The following is a 16351-nucleotide window of genomic DNA, read 5'->3' on the forward strand; positions in this document are numbered from 1 at the left end:
ACCCCCCACGGGCCCGCCACCTCGTCGTTCTCCGTCACCGGACGGCCGAGGAGTCCATCAGTCCTCGACGACCAGCGACGGCGTCTCCTTGGTGAGCACCTCGCCCCGGAAGAACGCGGGGCTCTTGGCGCGCATCACCAGCATGATCACCAGGCCGAGCAGCAGCAGCCCGACGCCGATCACGAACACCGACCCGACGCCGAAGACCGCGGAGCCGGAGCCGTACGCCGGATCCCACATGTCGTACAGCGTCTTGCCGAAGACCGCCGACAGGAGCAGCCCGCCGAGCAGCGGGAAGAGGCCCTTGAAGACCAGGTCGCGGAAGGAGGCGGTCAGCTCGCGGCGGAAGTACCAGGCGCAGGCGAAGGCGGTCAGCGCGTAGTAGAAGCAGATCATCAGGCCGAGCGCGTAGATCGTGTCGACCAGGACGTGCTCGCTGACCAGGGTCATCACCGTGTAGAAGACGCCGGTGGCGACGCCGGCCACGATCGTGGCCTTGCCGGGGGTCTTGAAGCGCGGGTGGACCTTGGCGTACGAGGCGGGCAGGGCCTCGTACGCGGACATGGCCAGGACCGTGCGGGCCACCGGGATGAAGGTGGTCTGGAGGCTGGCGGCGGCCGAGGCGAGCACCGCGAGGAAGAGCAGGATGCCGAGGGCGGGGCCCATGACGGGGCCGGCCAGGGCGGCGAAGACGTTGTCGGAGGTCTCCGGGTTGGCGAGGCCGAGGCCCTGGTCGCCGGAGCCGACGACCATCTGGGCGGCGACGCCGGTGGCGAGGTAGGAGCCGACCAGGACGACCATCGCGATGAGCGCGGCGCGGCCGGGGGTCTTCTCGGCGCCGACGGTCTCCTCGTTGGCGGTCAGGCAGGTGTCCCAGCCCCAGTACATGAAGATCGACAGCGAGAGGCCTGCGGTGAACGCGCCGAAGGACTGCACCGCGAAGGGGTTCATCCAGGACCAGGAGAAGTCGACCGAGCTCTCGAAGGAGCCGGCCTTCGACAGCGCCATGCCGACGAAGACGGCGAGGACGACGAGCTGGAGGCCGACGAGGGTGTACTGCACGCCCTTGGTGGCGGTCATGCCGCGGTAGCTGATCGCGGTCGCGGCGGCGATCAGGGCGAGGCAGGTGACGATGTGGACGGCCTTGTTGTCGTCCAGGGCGCCGATCGAGGGGTTGCTCGTGATCTCCCCGGCGAGCAGCCAGAAGTACGAGGTGGCGACGCCGGCCAGGTTGGAGAGCACGATGATCGTGGCGATCACCAGGCCCCAGCCGCACATCCAGCCGAGCTTGGGGCCGAAGGCCTTCACGGTCCAGGTGAAGGAGGTGCCGCAGTCCGGCATGACCTTGTTGAGCTCGCGGTACGCGAATGCGACGAGCAGCATCGGCAGGAAGCCCGCGAGGAAGACGGCGGGCATCTGCAGGCCGACCTCGCCGGCGGTGGAGCCGAGGGTGGAGGTCAGGCAGTAGACGGGGGCGACGGTGGAGATGCCGATGACGGCGCTGCCGAGGAGGCCGACGGAGTTGCCGCCGAGTCCCTTGCTGCGCACGCCGTCGGTGCCGCCCTGGGCAGGGACGCCCCGCACCGTGTCTCCGGCCTGGGGCCGCACGTCCACCTGAGTCATGAACTCGACGTTAAGTGCTGCGTTTTCCACATCCGGATGATCGAATTCCGCCTACCGGAGCGATCACAGCCTTGCATTGCGTGGGTCGAATCGGACTCACGCCAAAGATTGAAAGATCGACTGACAAGGTGAACCAGCCAAGCCTCCGGACGGAACCGAGTGTCCGATATACGGAAACCGCAGCCGCGCCCGGAATCGCCCGTTCCAGACTTTCCCTGTGACGTGCGTCACCCCCTGTGTCACCCCGGCCAGACGACCGCCTGCAGCTCGCTGTACGCGTGCAGCGCGTACGAGCCGACGTCCCGCCCCACCCCGCTCTTCTTGAAGCCGCCGAACGGCGCCTCCATGTTCCGGCCGATGGTGTTCACGCCGACGCCGCCGGCCCGCAGCCGGGCCGCGACCCGGAAGGCGCGGGCCACATCGCCGGACCACACGTAGTCGATCAGTCCGTAGTCGCTGTCGTTCGCGAGTGCGATGCCCTCCTCCTCGTCGTCGAAGGGGACCACGACGACCACCGGGCCGAAGATCTCCTCCCGCACCACCCGCATCTCGTTGGTGCAGTCGGCGAGCAGCGTCGGCGCCACGTAGAAGCCCCGGTCGAGGCCGGGGCCTGCCGGGCGCTCGCCGCCCGCGACGACCCGCGCGCCCTCCTTCCGGCCGAGCTCCACGTACGCCTCGATCCGGTCGCGGTGGGCCGCCGAGATCACCGGGCCGACCACCGTGCCCCGCTCCGCCGGGTCGCCGACCTTCAGGAAGCCGGTGTACGCGGCCAGCTTCTCGACCAGCCGGTCGTGGATCGCGCGCTGGGCGAGCACCCGGGTCGGGGCCGTGCAGATCTGGCCGCTGTAGAAGGAGAAGGTGGTCCCGATGCCGCTGACGGCGGCGTCCAGGTCGGCGTCGTCGAAGACGAGGGCCGCACCCTTGCCGCCGAGCTCCATCAGCTGCCGCTTCATCGCCCGGCCGCAGACCTCGCCGATGGCCTGCCCGACGGCCGTGGAGCCGGTGAAGGAGACCATGTCGACGGCCGGGGAGTCCACGGCCGCTTCGCCCACGGCCGGCGCCGAGCCGGTGACCAGGTTGACCACGCCGGCCGGCACCCCCGCCTCCTCCAGGGCCCGCACCATCGCGAAGACGGACAGCGGGTCCTGCGGGGCGGGCTTCACCACGACCGTGTTGCCCATGGCGAGCGCCGGGGCGATCTTGCCGGCCGGGTTGGCCCAGGGGTTGTTGTACGAGGTGATGCAGGTGACCACGCCCACCGGGCGCCGTACCGCCACCGCCCCGAAGACGCCCGCTTTCCCCATCGGCCCGGCCTCGTTGATCTGCGGCGGCAGCGCCTGCTCGACCGGCTCCAGGGCGCCCCGCGCGTACCGCCGGAAGCGCGAGGCGCCGACCGCGACCTGCATCCCGCGGGCCGTGGCCGTGGTGGCGCCGGTCTCGGCGCGGGCAAGCTCGGTGTGCGCGGCGGCGTCCCGGGCCATCAGGCCGGCGGCCCGGTCGAGGATCGCGGCCCGCTCCTCGGGGGTCGTACGGGACCAGGCCTCGAAGGCGGTACGGGCGGCCTCGGCGGCCTCGTACACCTGCTGTCGACTCGCCTCCGGCGCATGCCCCACGAGCTCCTCGGTGGCGGGGTTGATCACCGGGTAGTGCCCGCCGTCGGGCTCGACCCACTCCCCGCCGATGTACAGCCTCTCGGTGACCTCGTGCGTCGTCATCGGGTGCTCACCGTCCTCGTGTCGCGGCCCGAGCGCAGCACGCGCCCCGGGATCGCGCCCGTGACCTCGTCGTCGCGGATCGTCTCGACGCCGTTGACCCGTACGGACACGATGCCGACCGCCCGCGAGTCCAGGCGCGGGCTGGCGCCGGGCAGGTCGTGCACGAGGGTCGCCGGTCCCGCGTCGATCCGCTCGGGGTCGAAGAGCACCAGGTCGGCGTGGTAGCCCTCGGCGATCCGGCCCCGCTCGCGCAGCCCGAAGAGCCGGGCCGGGTCGTCGCTGAGCATCCGTACGGCCTGCTCCAGGGGCACCAGCTTGCGGCCGCGCAGACAGTCGCCGAGGAAGCGGGTGGTGTACGGGGCCCCGCACATCCGGTCCAGGTGCGCGCCCGCGTCGGAGCCGCCCAGCATGACGTCCTCGTGCTGCCAGGTCTCGGCGCGCAGCGCCCAGGAGGCCGGGTCGTTGTCGGTGGGCATCGGCCACAGGACGGTCTTGAGGTCGTCGTTGGCGCAGATCTCGACGAGGCACTGGAAGGGGTCCTGGCCGCGCTCGGCGGCGATGTCCTTGACGACCCGGCCGGTCAGGCCCTCGTTCTCGCGGCTGTAGGTGTCGCCGATGACGTAACGCCCGAAGTGCGCGAGCCGCCGGAAGACGCCGGCCTCCCTGGAGTCGGCGCGGCGCAGCATCTCGGCCCGTACGGCCGGGTCGCGCAGCGTCGCGATCCGCTCGGGGACGGGCAGGGCGAGGATCTCCCCCCAGCCCGGGATGAGGTTGAGGGCGCAGAAGGTGCCGAGCGACATGTTCATGGGGGTCAGGATCGGCATGGTGAGGGCGACGATCCGGCCGCCGGACTTGCGGGCCTGCTCGGAGGCGAGGAGCTGGCGCGGGACGCGTTCGGGGACGGTGGCGTCGATGGTGAGGACGTTCCAGTTGAGGGGCCGGCCGGCGACGGCGCTCATCTCGACGAACAGCTCGATCTCGGCGTCGGAGAACTGGTCGAGGCAGCCGGCGACGATGGCTTCGAGCTGGGTGCCCTCGTGTTCGCCGACCGCCTTCGACAGGGCGATCAGCTCCTCCGGGCGGGCGTGCCGGGAGGCGACGGGGGCGCCGTCGCCGTCCGAGTGCGTCGACGACTGGGTGGTGGACAGCCCCCAGGCCCCGGCCTCCATCGCCCCCTTGAGCAGGGCCGTCATCCGCGCGAGCTGCTCGGGCGTGGGCTGCCCGCCGACCGCGTCGGCGCCCATCACGTACCGGCGCAGGGCGCAGTGCCCGACCATGAACCCGGCGTTGACCGCGATCCGCCCCTCCAGGGCGTCCAGGTACTCCGCGAACGACGACCACCCCCAGTCGACGCCCTCCTCCAGGGCCTTCAGCGCCATCCCCTCGACCTTCGACATCATCCGGCGCGTGTAGTCGGCGTCCTCGGGCCGGTCCGGGTGGAGCGGGGCGAGGGTGAAGCCGCAGTTGCCGCCGGCGACGGTGGTGACGCCGTGGTTCATGGACGGGGTGGCGTACGGGTCCCAGAACAGCTGGGCGTCGTAGTGGGTGTGCGGGTCGACGAAGCCGGGGGCGAGGACGAGGCCGGTGGCGTCCTCGGTGGTGGTCGCCGCCTCCCCGGGCTCGGGGAAGACGATCCGGCCGTCGCGTATGCCGACGTCGGCGGTACGGGCGGGGGCGCCGGTGCCGTCCACGACGGTGGCGCCCTTGATGAGGTGATCGAGCATGACGATCCGTGACCTTTCTGCACATGGACGCGGGTGCGCCCCGGCCCGGGGCCGCCGCGGAACGACCTCCGGCCGGGGCCGTCACGGGACGGCGGTCCGGGAAGACACCGCCCCGCGCTGTGATGCGTCAGCTCCCCGCGGACTGCCGGAAGCGCGTCGTGCGGTGGACCGGGTCCGTGTCGATCTTGGGGATCACGTGCTCGCCGATCAGCTTGATCGTGGTCATCGTGTCCTCGTAGGAGATGCCGATCGGCAGGCCGAAGGACAGCTGGTCGGCGCCGGCCTGTTCCCAGCGCTTGCACTGGGCGAGGACCTCCGACGGGTCGCCGCAGATCATCAGCTCCTCGGCGATGAGGAGTTCGATGATCTCGGCGGAGTACTCGGGCAGGAGCTCGGGCCACTCGGGGACGCCCTCCGGCCGGGGGAAGGTGTCGTGGTAGCGGAAGAGCAGGGACTGGAGGTAGTTGAGGCCGCCGCCGACGGCGATCTCGACGGCCTTGTCGTGGGTCTCGGCGCAGATCGCCGTCGAGGTGACCATGACGTTGTCGTTGACGAAGTCGCCGACCGCCTTCGCCTCCTTGATCGCGTTCTTGTAGGACTCGACGACCCACTCCATGTCGGAGACCTTCTGCACGCTGAAGCCGAGGACCCCGAGCCCCTTCTTCCCGGCCATCGCGTACGAGGCGGGCGAGCCGGCCGCGTACCACATGGCCGGGTGGGACTTGCCGTACGGCTTGGGCAGCACCTTGCGCGGCGGGAGCGACCAGTGCTTGCCCTGGAACCCCTCGTACTCCTCCTGGAGCCACATCTTGGGGAACTCGGCGATGGTCTCTTCCCAGATCTCCTTGGTGTGGTTCATGTCCGTGATGCCCGGGAAGAAGCCGAGGATCTCGTGCGAGCCGGCGCCGCGGCCGGAGCCGAACTCGAAGCGGCCGCCGGAGAGGTGGTCGAGCATGGCGACCTTCTCGGCGACCTTCACCGGGTGGTTGACCTGGGCGAGCGGGTTGAAGATGCCGGAGCCGAGGTGGATCCGCTCGGTGGCGTGGGCGAGGTAGCCCAGGTAGACGTCGTTGGCGGAGAGGTGCGAGTACTCCTCCAGGAAGTGGTGCTCGGAGGCCCAGGCGTACTTGAAGTTCGACTTGTCGGCCTGGATGACGTACTCGGTCTCCTCCATGAGCGCCTTGTGCTCGGCTTCGGGATCGGTCTCGGCGCGCTTGCCGACGTATCCCTGTACGAAGATCCCGAATTCCAAGGAAGTTCACCGCCCTTGTGAGTTTTCGATGCGTTCCTGACGCATCGTCAGATTCTTGGATGCGCCCGGTGTCGTGTCAATAGCTGATGATGCGTCAGATAGCGCTTCAGAAGAGCTTCACGCCCGCCAGCCAGCCGCCGTCGATCACGAACGGCTGGCCCGTGATGTACGAGGAGTCGTCGGCCGTCAGGAAGAGCGCGAGGGCCGCCACCTCCTCCGGCCGCCCGATCCGGCCCAGCGGCACGAGACCGCGGTAGAGCTCGGCGGTCGCCGCCGGGTCCACGCCCTCCGGGTTGCTCATCGCGGTGTCGATCGCGCCCGGGCACACCGCGTTGACCCGGATGCCCCGCGGCGCCAGCTCCAGGGCGGCGACCCGGGTGAGGCCGAGGACCGCGTGCTTGGTGGCGGCGTAGGCGCCGACGCCCGCCATGCCCGTCAGGCCCGTGTACGAGGCGGTGTTGACGATCGTGCCGCCGCCGGCCGCACCGATCTCCGGGGCGACCGACTTGATGCCGAGGAAGCAGCCCACCTGGTTGACCTGGACCAGCGCCTGGAACTCCTCGAGCGGCGTCGACACCAGCTCGTTGAAGCGCAGGATGCCCGCGTTGTTCACCAGGCCGTCGATCCGCCCGAAGCGGTCCTTCGCGACGGCCACGGCCCCCGCCCAGTCCGCCTCCCTCGTCACGTCGAGGTGGACGTACGCCGCCCGCTCCTCCCCCAGCTCCTTGGCCAGCGCCTCGCCCGGGGCGTCCAGGACGTCGCCGAGCACCACCTTCGCGCCCTCGGCGGCGAAGAGCCGCGCCTCCTGCTCGCCCTGCCCGCGCGCCGCGCCCGTGATGACGACGACGCGTCCGTCCAGCTTGCCCATGCCCGTACTCCTTACGCCTAGAGATGGGGGGCGACCTCGGTCGCGAACGCGGCCATCTGGTCGGTGAGTTCGGTACGGCTCCGGGAGCGGAACCGGACCTGGATCTGCGCCACGCCCATCGCCCCGTACGCGCGCAGCGACTCGGCGAGGGCCTGCGGCTTGCCGGTGAGGGCGCGCCGGCCGGTGTCCCAGCCGGGCTCGCCGACGTACAGCGCCTCGGTGATCGCGCCGACCGTGATCGGGGCCTCGATCCCGGCCTCCGCGCGCAGCCGCCGCAGCTTCGCGATCTGCCCGGCGAGCCGGTCGCGCGGATCACCCTGCGGCAGCCAGCCGTCACCCTTGAGCGCGGCCCGGCGCACGGCGGCCGGCGAGGAGCCGCCCACCCAGACGGGCACCCGGTCCTGGGCGGGCCGGGGCCGTTGGCCGAGGTCCCGGAAGGCGAAGCGCTCCCCCGCGTGCTCGGGGTACTCCTCGGGCCCGAGCGCGGCCCGCAGCGCGTCGATCGTCTCGTCGAGCACCCCGCCGCGCCCGGCGAAGTCCGCGCCGACCGCCTCGAACTCCTCCTGCACGTGTCCGGCCCCGACCCCGAGGACGAGCCGGCCCCCGGAGAGGTGGTCCAGGGTCGCGTACGCCTTGGCCGTGACGAGCGGGTGGCGCAGGCCCACGACGGCGACGTGGGAGAGCAGCCGGACCCGCTCGGTGGCGGCGGCGAGGTAGGCGAGGGTGGCCACCGGGTCGTACCAGACGGTGCTCATCGCCCCGGCGAGCCGGCGCGGGATGGCGACGTGGTCGCAGCAGGCGACGTAGTCGAAGCCGTGGGCGTCGGCGGTGCGGGCGACGGCGAGCAGGTCGTCGGGGCCGGCGGCGGCCTCCCAGGGTTCGGCGTAGAGGGTGCTCTGGGACTGGACGGGCAGCTGGATCCCGTAGACGACCGTGGGACTCATGGGACTCCCCTCTCACTATCTGACGTTCCGTCAGTTCCGATCGGGGAGTCATGCTGTCCGCTGACGCTCCATCAGACAAGGGGTCGCACCGGGGTATCCGGCAGCGCCCGCCCCCGTCACGGCACCCAGAGGCCGTCCTCCGTGAGCCCGAGCAGCTCGATCGCGTTGCCGCGCACGATCCGCTCCACGACGTCCGGCGCCAGGTGGCCCATCTGGGCCTCGCCGACCTCGCGCGACTTGGGCCAGGTGGAGTCCGAGTGCGGGTAGTCCGTCTCGTACAGGACGTTGCCCACCCCGATCGCGTCGAGGTTGCGCAGCCCGAAGGCGTCGTCGAAGAAGCAGCCGTAGACGTGCCCGGCGAACAGCTCCGACGGCGGGCGCAGCACCTTCTCCGCGACCCCGCCCCAGCCGCGGTTCTCCTCCCACACCACGTCCGCGCGTTCGAGGATGTACGGGATCCAGCCGATCTGGCCCTCCGCGTACATGATCCGCAGGTTCGGGAAGCGCTCGAACTTGCCGCTCATCAGCCAGTCGACCATCGAGAAGCAGCAGTTGGCGAAGGTGATGGTGGAGCCGACCGCCGGCGGCGCGTCGGGCGAGGTGGACGGCATCCGGCTGGACGAGCCGATGTGCATCGCGATGACGGTGCCGGTCTCGTCGCAGGCCCGCAGGAACGGGTCCCAGTGGTCGGTGTGCACCGACGGCAGCCCGAGGTGCGGCGGGATCTCGGAGAAGGCCACCGCCCGCACGCCCCGCGCCGCGTTGCGCCGCACCTCGGCGGCCGCGAGCTCGGGGTCCCACAGCGGGATCAGGGTGAGCGGGATCAGCCGCCCCCGCGCCTCGGGGCCGCACCACTCCTCGACCATCCAGTCGTTGTAGGCGCGGACGCCGAGCAGACCGAGTTCACGATCGGAAGCTTCGGTGAAGGTCTGTCCACAGAATCGGGGGAAGGTCGGGAAGCAGAGCGCGGACTGGACGTGGTTGACGTCCATGTCGGCAAGCCGCTCGGGGACGCTGTACGAACCCGGGCGCATCTGCTCGTAGGTGATGACTTCGAGCCGTATCTCGTCGCGGTCGTAGCCGACGGCGGTGTCGAGCCGGGTGAGCGGGCGGTGCAGGTCCTCGTAGACCCACCAGTCGCCGATGGGGCCTTCGTCCCCTTTGGCGCCCATCACGGGGGCGAACTTTCCGCCCAGAAAGGTCATTTCCTTCAACGGGGCGCGGACGATCCGCGGGCCGGTGTCGCGGTAGCGGGACGGGAGCCGGTCCTGCCAGACGTGCGGGGGCTCCACGGTGTGGTCGTCCACCGAGATGATCTTGGGGAAGCTCTCCATGCGCTTCACGGTAGCGCCGATCTGACGATCCGTCAGTAAACTGGCGGGGACGGAGGCCGCACCACCGGTTCCCGTCGCTCCGGATCGGCCGACCCGATGCTGACGCGCACCCTCCGGACAAGGCAGACTGTCTCGGGCGAAACCAGCGGTACGGGCAGGGGGACATATGGACCGTGAGAACGGGCCGCGCGTTCCGGGACAGCGGACACCGGCCCCGGGTTCGGGCGGCAACGGCGGGAGCGCCGACGCCAGTACGAACATGGGCGCGGGCCCCGCCGGGAGCGGCGCCGCCGGCGCCGGGCTCAGCTTCGGCGTGCTCGGGCCCGTGCGAGCCGCGCGAGGCGGCGAACCGCTGCCCACCGGGTCGCCGCAGCAGCGCGCGCTGCTCGCCGCCCTGCTGCTGCGGGACGGGCGTACCGCCACCTCCGGCGAGCTCATCGACGCCATCTGGGGCGAGGACCCGCCCTCCCAGGCGCTCGCCGCCGTCCGCACGTACGCCTCCCGGCTGCGCAAGGTGCTCGACCCGGGCGTGCTCGTCAGCGAGTCCGGCGGATACGCCATCCGCACCACCTCGCTCGACCTGACCGCCGCCCACGAGCTGGCCGCCGAGGCCGAGAAGCTGCGCGGCGGCGGCCGGCGGCAGGAGGCCCGCGACCGGCTCAACGAGGCGCTCGCGCTGTGGGACGGCGAGGCCCTCGCCTCGGTGCCCGGCCCGTACGCCGAGACCCAGCGGACCCGCCTGGAGGAGTGGCGGCTGCAGCTCCTGGAGAGCCGGCTCGACCTCGACCTGGAGGTCGGCGCGCACGCCGAGGCCGTCTCCGAGCTCACCGCCCTCACCGCCGCGCACCCGCTGCGCGAACGCCTCCGCGAGCTCCTGATGCTCGCGCTCTACCGGTCCGGCCGGCAGGCCGAGGCGCTCGCCGTGTACGCCGACACCCGGCGCCTCCTCGCCGACGAACTGGGCGTCGACCCCACCCCCGAACTCTCCCGCCTCCAGCAACGGATCCTCCAGGCCGACGCCGAACTCGCCCGGCCCGTCGAGGAACCCGCCCCGGCCGCCGCACCCGTCGCCCGCCCCGCCCAACTCCCTGCCACGGTGCCCGACTTCACCGGCCGCGCCGCCTTCGTACGGGAGCTGAGCGACCAGCTCGCCACCGCCGAGGGCTCCGTCATGGCCGTCTCCGCGCTCGCCGGCATCGGCGGCGTCGGCAAGACCACGCTCGCCGTGCACGTCGCCCACGAGGCCCGCCCGCACTTCCCGGACGGACAGCTGTACGTGGACCTGCAGGGCGCGGGCGCGCGGGCGGCGGCGGCGGAGGCGGTGCTCGGCGCGTTCCTGCGGGCGCTCGGCACGCCGGACTCGGCGATCCCCGACTCGCTCGACGAGCGCGCCGCGCTCTACCGCTCCACGCTCGACGGACGCCGCGTCCTCGTGCTGCTCGACAACGCCCGCGACGCCGCCCAGATCCGCCCGCTGCTGCCCGGCACGGCGGGCTGCGCGGCCCTGGTGACCAGCCGGATCCGCATGGTCGACCTGGCGGGCGCGCACCTGGTGGACCTGGACGTGATGTCCCCGGAGGAGGCGCTGCAGCTCTTCACCCGGATCGTCGGCGAGGAGCGGGTGCGGGCGGAGCGCGAGGCGGCCCTCGACGTCGTCGCCGCCTGCGGCTTCCTGCCGCTCGCCATCCGCATCGCGGCCTCCCGGCTCGCGGCCCGCCGCACCTGGACGGTCTCCGTCCTCGCCGCCAAGCTCGGCGACGAGCGGCGCCGGCTCGACGAGCTCCAGGCGGGTGACCTCGCGGTCAAGGCCACCTTCGAGCTCGGCTACGGCCAGCTCGAACCCGCCCAGGCCCGCGCCTTCCGCCTCCTCGGCCTCGCCGACGGGCCGGACATCTCGCTCGCCGCGGCGGCCGCGGTCCTGGACCTCCCCGAGTGGGAGACGGAGGACCTCCTGGAGGCGCTCGTCGACACCTCGCTCGTCGAGTCCGCGGCGCCGGGCCGCTACCGCTACCACGACCTGGTGCGGCTCTACGCGCGTGCGTGCGCGGAGAGGGACGAACAGCCGCCCGCGGAGCGGGAGTCGGCGCTGTCGCGGCTGCTCGACTTCTATCTGGCGACGGCGGCGCGGGTGTACGCGATCGAGCGGCCGGGCGACCGCACGGTGGACCACCTGGAGACCACCGACCGCGCCGGGCTCGCCTTCGCCGACGCGGGCCAGGCCCTGGACTGGCTGCACGCCGAGGCCGAGTGCGTGCTGGCCTGCGCCCAGCAGTCGCTGGGGCGGCCCTTCCTGCGCCGGGCCGTGGACCTGCTGATGTCCGCCAAGGACCTGGCCGAGTCGGGCGCCAACTCGCATCGCTACGAGACGGCCGCGAAGGCAGTCCGGGACGCCGCGCGCCGGTTCGGCGACGCCCACTCGGAGGGCCGCGCCCGCACCACCCTCAGCCAGGTGTACAGCACCGCCGGCCGGTTCGAGGAGGCCGCCGAGGAGGCCCGGATCGCGGACGAGCTGAGCCAGGAGTCCGCGGACCCGTGGACGGCGGCGAACGCCCCGAACGAGCGCGGCATCCTCGCCCTCTACGAGAACCGGCACGCGGACGCCGAGGACCACCTGTCGAAGGCGCGGGAGGCCTTCCGCGCCGACGCGAACCACCCGGGCGAGGCGAGCGCGCTGTGCAACCTCTCCCGGGTGCACCTGGCGACCGGCCGGGTGGCGGGTGCCGTGGACCTGGCGATGCGGGGCATCGCGATCTACGAGTCCGCCGACGCCGGGCTCGCCCTGCGGCTCGCGAACGGGAAGTACGCCCTGGGCCTGGCGCTCACGGCCGCCGAGCAGACCGCGCGGGCGCGGGACGTGCTGACCGAGGCACTGGCCGTGTTCCAGGAGAGCCGGCAGCAGTTGTGGCACGGCATGACCCTGTTCCGGCTCGCCGAGGTCCATCTCGTCGACCGCAAGCACGCGGCGGCGGCGGCCAGCGCCGAGCTGGCCCTGTCCGTGCTCCACGGCATCGGCGGCGACTGGCGGCGGGCGAACGTCCTGACCGTCCTCGGCCGGAGTCTGGCCGGGCTCGGGCAGATCGACCGGGCGCGGGCCTGCTGGGGCGACGCCCTCGCGGTCTTCGAGCAGCTGGCCTCCCCCGAGGCCGAGGAGGTCCGGGGCCTGCTCCACCCGGCCGCCGCGGCCTGACCGGAGCGGCCGGGCCTCCGCCGCCAAGCCCGGTCGCGGAGGCCTGGACAGGCCGTTCATCAATCGTTTATCGCCGCACGTCACTCTCGGAGTTGTCGATCCGTCGTGTCGGGGGGCAGACGAATCGGCGCGAGGCCCCACCGTTAAGGTGATCGGCTTTGGACGTCGTCCGCCCGGCGGTTCACGGGGGAATCGCCGAGCGGACGGCTCTTCTATCCGCCAGTCCGACAATTTCAGGAGTCGACTCCATGGCCGACAACCTCAAGCCCGCTGACTCGCACGCCACCGGCGAGGAGATCACCACGCTGGACTCGCACGCCACCAGCGAGCCGATCAAGCCGCTCGACGCGAACTCCGGCATCACCACGCTGGACTCGCACGCGACCAGCGAGCCGATCAAGCCGCTGGACTCGCACGCCACCGGCGAGACGATCTGACGCCGGGCTCCTCAGCCGCACCATCGCGGGGGACGGTTCCGGCGGCGCCATCGGGGGAGTCGCCGGGGCCGGGCGGGGACGTAGGGAGCGCGGGCTCGGGGGACGCCTCAGGGGACCGGGGGGAAACCTGGGGCTGAGTCCGCGCGGTCCGTACGGACCCGGATGCGGAGGGGTCGGGCGAGCCGCCCGGCCCCTCCGACGCGTTCCGACGCGTTTCGGCCAGCGACCTGACGGATTCGGCGGGAAAGGCTCGCTCCCGCGTTCGACCTCGGGTGATGATCGGATCCGGCCGGGACGGCAGGCGGTGGGGACCGCCCGTCGGAGCGGCCGGCACGCCACGCGCGCGCAAGGGGGGAGGGCCCGGGCCGGGGAACCGGTCCGGGCCCTTGGCGTGCGGGCGGGCGCCCCGTCAGGGGGTGGCCCGGGCCCGGAGCTCGCCCTTCACCACCTTGCCGCTCGCGTTCCGCGGCAGCGCGTCCACGAACTCGACCTCCCTCGGCACCTTGTAGTTCGCCATCTCGCGGCGCGACCAGGCGATCAGGTCGTCGGCCGTCAGGGTCGAGCCCGGGCGCCGTACCGCGTACGCCTTGCCCACCTCCCCGAGGCGCCGGTCCGGGATTCCGACCACCGCGACGTCGGCGATGTCGGGGTGGAGCCCGAGGAGTTGCTCGATCTCCGCGGGGTAGGCGTTGAAGCCGCCGACGATGAACATGTCCTTGATCCGGTCGGTGATCCGCAGGTTGCCCGACTCGTCGAGGACCCCCACGTCGCCGGTGCGCAGCCAGCCGTCCGGGTCGATCGCCGCGGCCGTCGCCTCCGGGTCCTCGAAGTAGCCGCGCATCACGTGGAAGCCGCGGACCAGGACCTCGCCGGCGTCGGAGAGGCGGACCTCGGTGCCGGGGATCGCGCGGCCCGAGGTGTGCGCGATGACCTCGGCCGGGTCGCCGCGCCGGCACATCGTGACGATGCCGCTCGCCTCGGAGAGGCCGTACGCCGTGAGGACCGTGCCCACGCCCAGTTCCGACCGCAGGCGCTCGACGAGCCGCAGCGGCACCACCGCCGCGCCGGTGACGACCAGGCGGAGGCTGGACAGGTCGTGGGCGGTACGGGACGGGTGGTCGAGCAGCGACTGGTGGAGGGTCGGCGGGCCGGGGAGGACCGAGATCCGCTCGGCCGCGATGTTGGCGAGCACGGTGTCCACGCTGAAGACCGGCTGCGGCACCATCACCGCCCCGCGCAGCAGGCAGGCGACGATCCCGGCCTTGTAGCCGAAGGTGTGGAAGAAGGGGTTCACGATCAGATAGCGGTCGCCGGCGCGCAGCCCGGCGAGCTCGCTCCACACCTCGTAGCAGCGCAGGGTCTGCTCATGGGTGATCACGGCGCCCTTGGGGCGGCCGGTGGTGCCCGAGGTGTAGATGATGTCGGAGGGGTCCGAGGGGGCGATGGCGTCGGCCCGGGCCCGTACCCGCGCCGGATCCACTCCGTCGCCCGCCGCGAGGAAGGACTTCCAGGTGGTGTACGCCGGGTCGTCCGGCACGGTGTCGCTGAACACCACCACCCGTCGCAGGTCCGGGAGTTCGGCCCGGGCGCGGCGCAGCGAGGCGACGTACGAGGTGCCGAGGAAGGTGCCGGTGACGAAGAGCAGCCGGGCCCGGGAGCGGGCGAGGACGTCGGCGGCCTCGGCGCCCTTGAAGCGGGTGTTGAGCGGGACGAGGACGGCGCCCGCGCTCACCGCGCCGAGCGCGGCGACGATCCAGTCGAGGGTGTTGGGCGCCCAGATCGCGACCCGGTCCCCGGCGCGTACGCCGGTGGCGAGGCACGCGGCCGCGGCCCGTTCGACCCGGGCGCCGAGTTCGGCGTACGAGACGCGGGTGCGGCCGTCGACGACCGCCTCCCCCGGCCCGTACCGCTCGGCCGCCCGGCGCACCAACTCCGGTATCGAGACCGACTCCGGCATCGAGTCCCACTCCGGTATCGAGTCCGCCCGTGGCACCGGGTCCGCCTCCGGTATCGAGCCGTGCTCCATCCTGACCCCACCTCCCGTAGCTGACTATCCGTCAGATTAGCTGTAGCCTGACGCGCTGTCAGCCATCGGATCAGCGTGGAAGACCGTGGGGGTTGCCGTGCTCAAGGACCGCACAGCCATCGTCGGGATCGGCCAGACACCCTTCGCGAAACACCTCCCCGAGTCCGAGAAGGCGCTCGCCTGCCGGGCGATCCTCGCCGCCCTCGACGACGCCGGGATCGACCCGTCCGAGGTCGACGGCTTCGCCTCGTACACGATGGAGGAGACGGACGAGGTGGAGGTGGCCAAGGCCGTCGGCGCCGGTGACGTCACCTTCTTCTCCAAGGTCGGCTACGGCGGCGGCGGTTCCTGCGCCACCGTCGCCCATCTCGCCGCCGCCGTCGCCACCGGCCAGGCCTCCGTCGGCGTCGCCTGGCGGTCCAGGAAGCGCGGCTCCGGCCCCCGCCCCTGGAAGAACACCGCGGTCCAGCTGCCCACCCCCGGCCAGTGGACCCGGCCCTTCGGACTGCTCCGCCCCGCCGACGAGATCGGCATGCTCGCCCGCCGCTACATGCACGAGTACGGCGCCACCCGCGACCACCTCTTCAACGTCGCCCTCGCCTGCCGCAACCGGGCCAACCAGAACCCGGACGCGATCATGTACGAGCGCCCGCTGACCCGCGAGATGTACATGACCTCCCGCTGGATCAGCGAGCCCCTGTGCCTCTTCGACAACTGCCTGGAGACCGACGGCGCCCTCGCCTGCGTCGTCGTCTCCGCCGAACGCGCCCGCGACTGCCGGCAGAAGCCCGTGTACGTCCACTCCGCCGCCCAGGGCCTGCCCGCCCAGCACCACGGCATGGTCAACTACTGGAACGACGACCCGCTCACCGGGCCCGCCTGGACCGCCGCGCGGCACCTCTGGAAGACCGCCGACTTCGGCCCCGAGGACGTCGACGTCGCCCAGATCTACGACGCCTTCACCCCGCTCGTCCCGCTCTCCCTGGAGGGCTACGGCTTCTGCGGCAGGGGGGAGGGGGCCGGCTTCACCGAGGGCGGCGCCCTGGAGATCGGCGGCCGGCTGCCCCTCAACACCGGCGGCGGCGGCCTCTCCGAGGCGTACGTCCACGGCTTCAACCTCATCACCGAGGGCGTGAAACAGCTCCGCGGCGTCTCCACCGCCCAGGTCCCGGACGCCGCCACCTGCCTCGTCACCGCCGGCGAGGGCGTCCCCACATCGGCCGTTCTGCTGAGGAGTTGAG

The 16351-nt window shown here is 72.3% G+C and carries 11 protein-coding genes; 3 read left to right on the forward strand and 8 right to left on the reverse strand.

Annotation, left to right across the window (positions count from 1 at the left end):
• Positions 1 to 57 precede the first annotated feature (57 nt).
• From JAO84_RS14870 to JAO84_RS14900, 7 genes are all read right to left on the reverse strand, one after another.
• Positions 58 to 1623 (reverse strand): APC family permease, encoded by a 1566-nt coding sequence (locus JAO84_RS14870; RefSeq protein ID WP_370413315.1) that lies wholly within the window; start codon positions 1621 to 1623, stop codon positions 58 to 60.
• Positions 1624 to 1862: 239 nt separating this feature from the next.
• Positions 1863 to 3338: an aldehyde dehydrogenase family protein gene (locus JAO84_RS14875; protein ID WP_370413316.1), complete on the reverse strand. Its 1476-nt coding sequence runs from the start codon at positions 3336 to 3338 to the stop codon at positions 1863 to 1865.
• Entirely contained in the window at positions 3335 to 5062 is a 1728-nt protein-coding gene (locus JAO84_RS14880; protein ID WP_370413317.1) for an amidohydrolase family protein, read from the reverse strand. Before JAO84_RS14880 ends, JAO84_RS14875 begins: the two co-directional genes overlap by 4 nt.
• A 127-nt stretch (positions 5063 to 5189) precedes the next feature.
• Positions 5190 to 6314 carry an LLM class flavin-dependent oxidoreductase gene (locus tag JAO84_RS14885; protein ID WP_370413318.1) on the reverse strand — a complete coding sequence of 375 codons (1125 nt, stop codon included), beginning with the start codon at positions 6312 to 6314 and terminating at the stop codon, positions 5190 to 5192.
• A 106-nt stretch (positions 6315 to 6420) separates the two neighbouring features.
• The gene (locus JAO84_RS14890; RefSeq protein WP_370413319.1) at positions 6421 to 7182 is read right to left on the reverse strand and encodes an SDR family NAD(P)-dependent oxidoreductase; all 762 of its coding nucleotides are present in this window, start codon (positions 7180 to 7182) and stop codon (positions 6421 to 6423) included.
• A gap of 17 nt (positions 7183 to 7199) precedes the next feature.
• Positions 7200 to 8126, reverse strand: a complete 927-nt coding sequence (locus tag JAO84_RS14895) for a TIGR03619 family F420-dependent LLM class oxidoreductase (RefSeq protein WP_370413320.1) — start codon at positions 8124 to 8126, stop codon at positions 7200 to 7202.
• 116 nt (positions 8127 to 8242) lie between these two features.
• On the reverse strand, positions 8243 to 9460 hold the full coding sequence (locus JAO84_RS14900) for an amidohydrolase family protein (RefSeq protein ID WP_370413321.1): 1218 nt from the start codon (positions 9458 to 9460) through the stop codon (positions 8243 to 8245).
• 166 nt (positions 9461 to 9626) lie between these two features.
• On the opposite strand from JAO84_RS14900, the gene JAO84_RS14905 reads away from it, so the two are divergent.
• Positions 9627 to 12647, forward strand: a complete 3021-nt coding sequence (locus JAO84_RS14905; protein WP_370413322.1) for a BTAD domain-containing putative transcriptional regulator — start codon at positions 9627 to 9629, stop codon at positions 12645 to 12647.
• 248 nt (positions 12648 to 12895) lie between these two features.
• The gene (locus tag JAO84_RS14910; protein ID WP_370413323.1) at positions 12896 to 13084 is read left to right on the forward strand and encodes a hypothetical protein; all 189 of its coding nucleotides are present in this window, start codon (positions 12896 to 12898) and stop codon (positions 13082 to 13084) included.
• Between the two features lie 409 nt (positions 13085 to 13493).
• Here JAO84_RS14910 and JAO84_RS14915 read toward each other — a convergent pair whose 3' ends face one another.
• The gene (locus JAO84_RS14915) at positions 13494 to 15041 is read right to left on the reverse strand and encodes a FadD3 family acyl-CoA ligase (protein WP_370416767.1); all 1548 of its coding nucleotides are present in this window, start codon (positions 15039 to 15041) and stop codon (positions 13494 to 13496) included.
• A gap of 154 nt (positions 15042 to 15195) precedes the next feature.
• Between JAO84_RS14915 and JAO84_RS14920 the strand changes: the two genes are divergently transcribed.
• Positions 15196 to 16350: a lipid-transfer protein gene (locus JAO84_RS14920; protein ID WP_370413324.1), complete on the forward strand. Its 1155-nt coding sequence runs from the start codon at positions 15196 to 15198 to the stop codon at positions 16348 to 16350.
• Position 16351 lies beyond the last annotated feature (1 nt).

Source organism: Streptomyces fradiae, from assembly GCF_041270065.1.
Classification (GTDB): Bacteria; Actinomycetota; Actinomycetes; order Streptomycetales; family Streptomycetaceae; genus Streptomyces.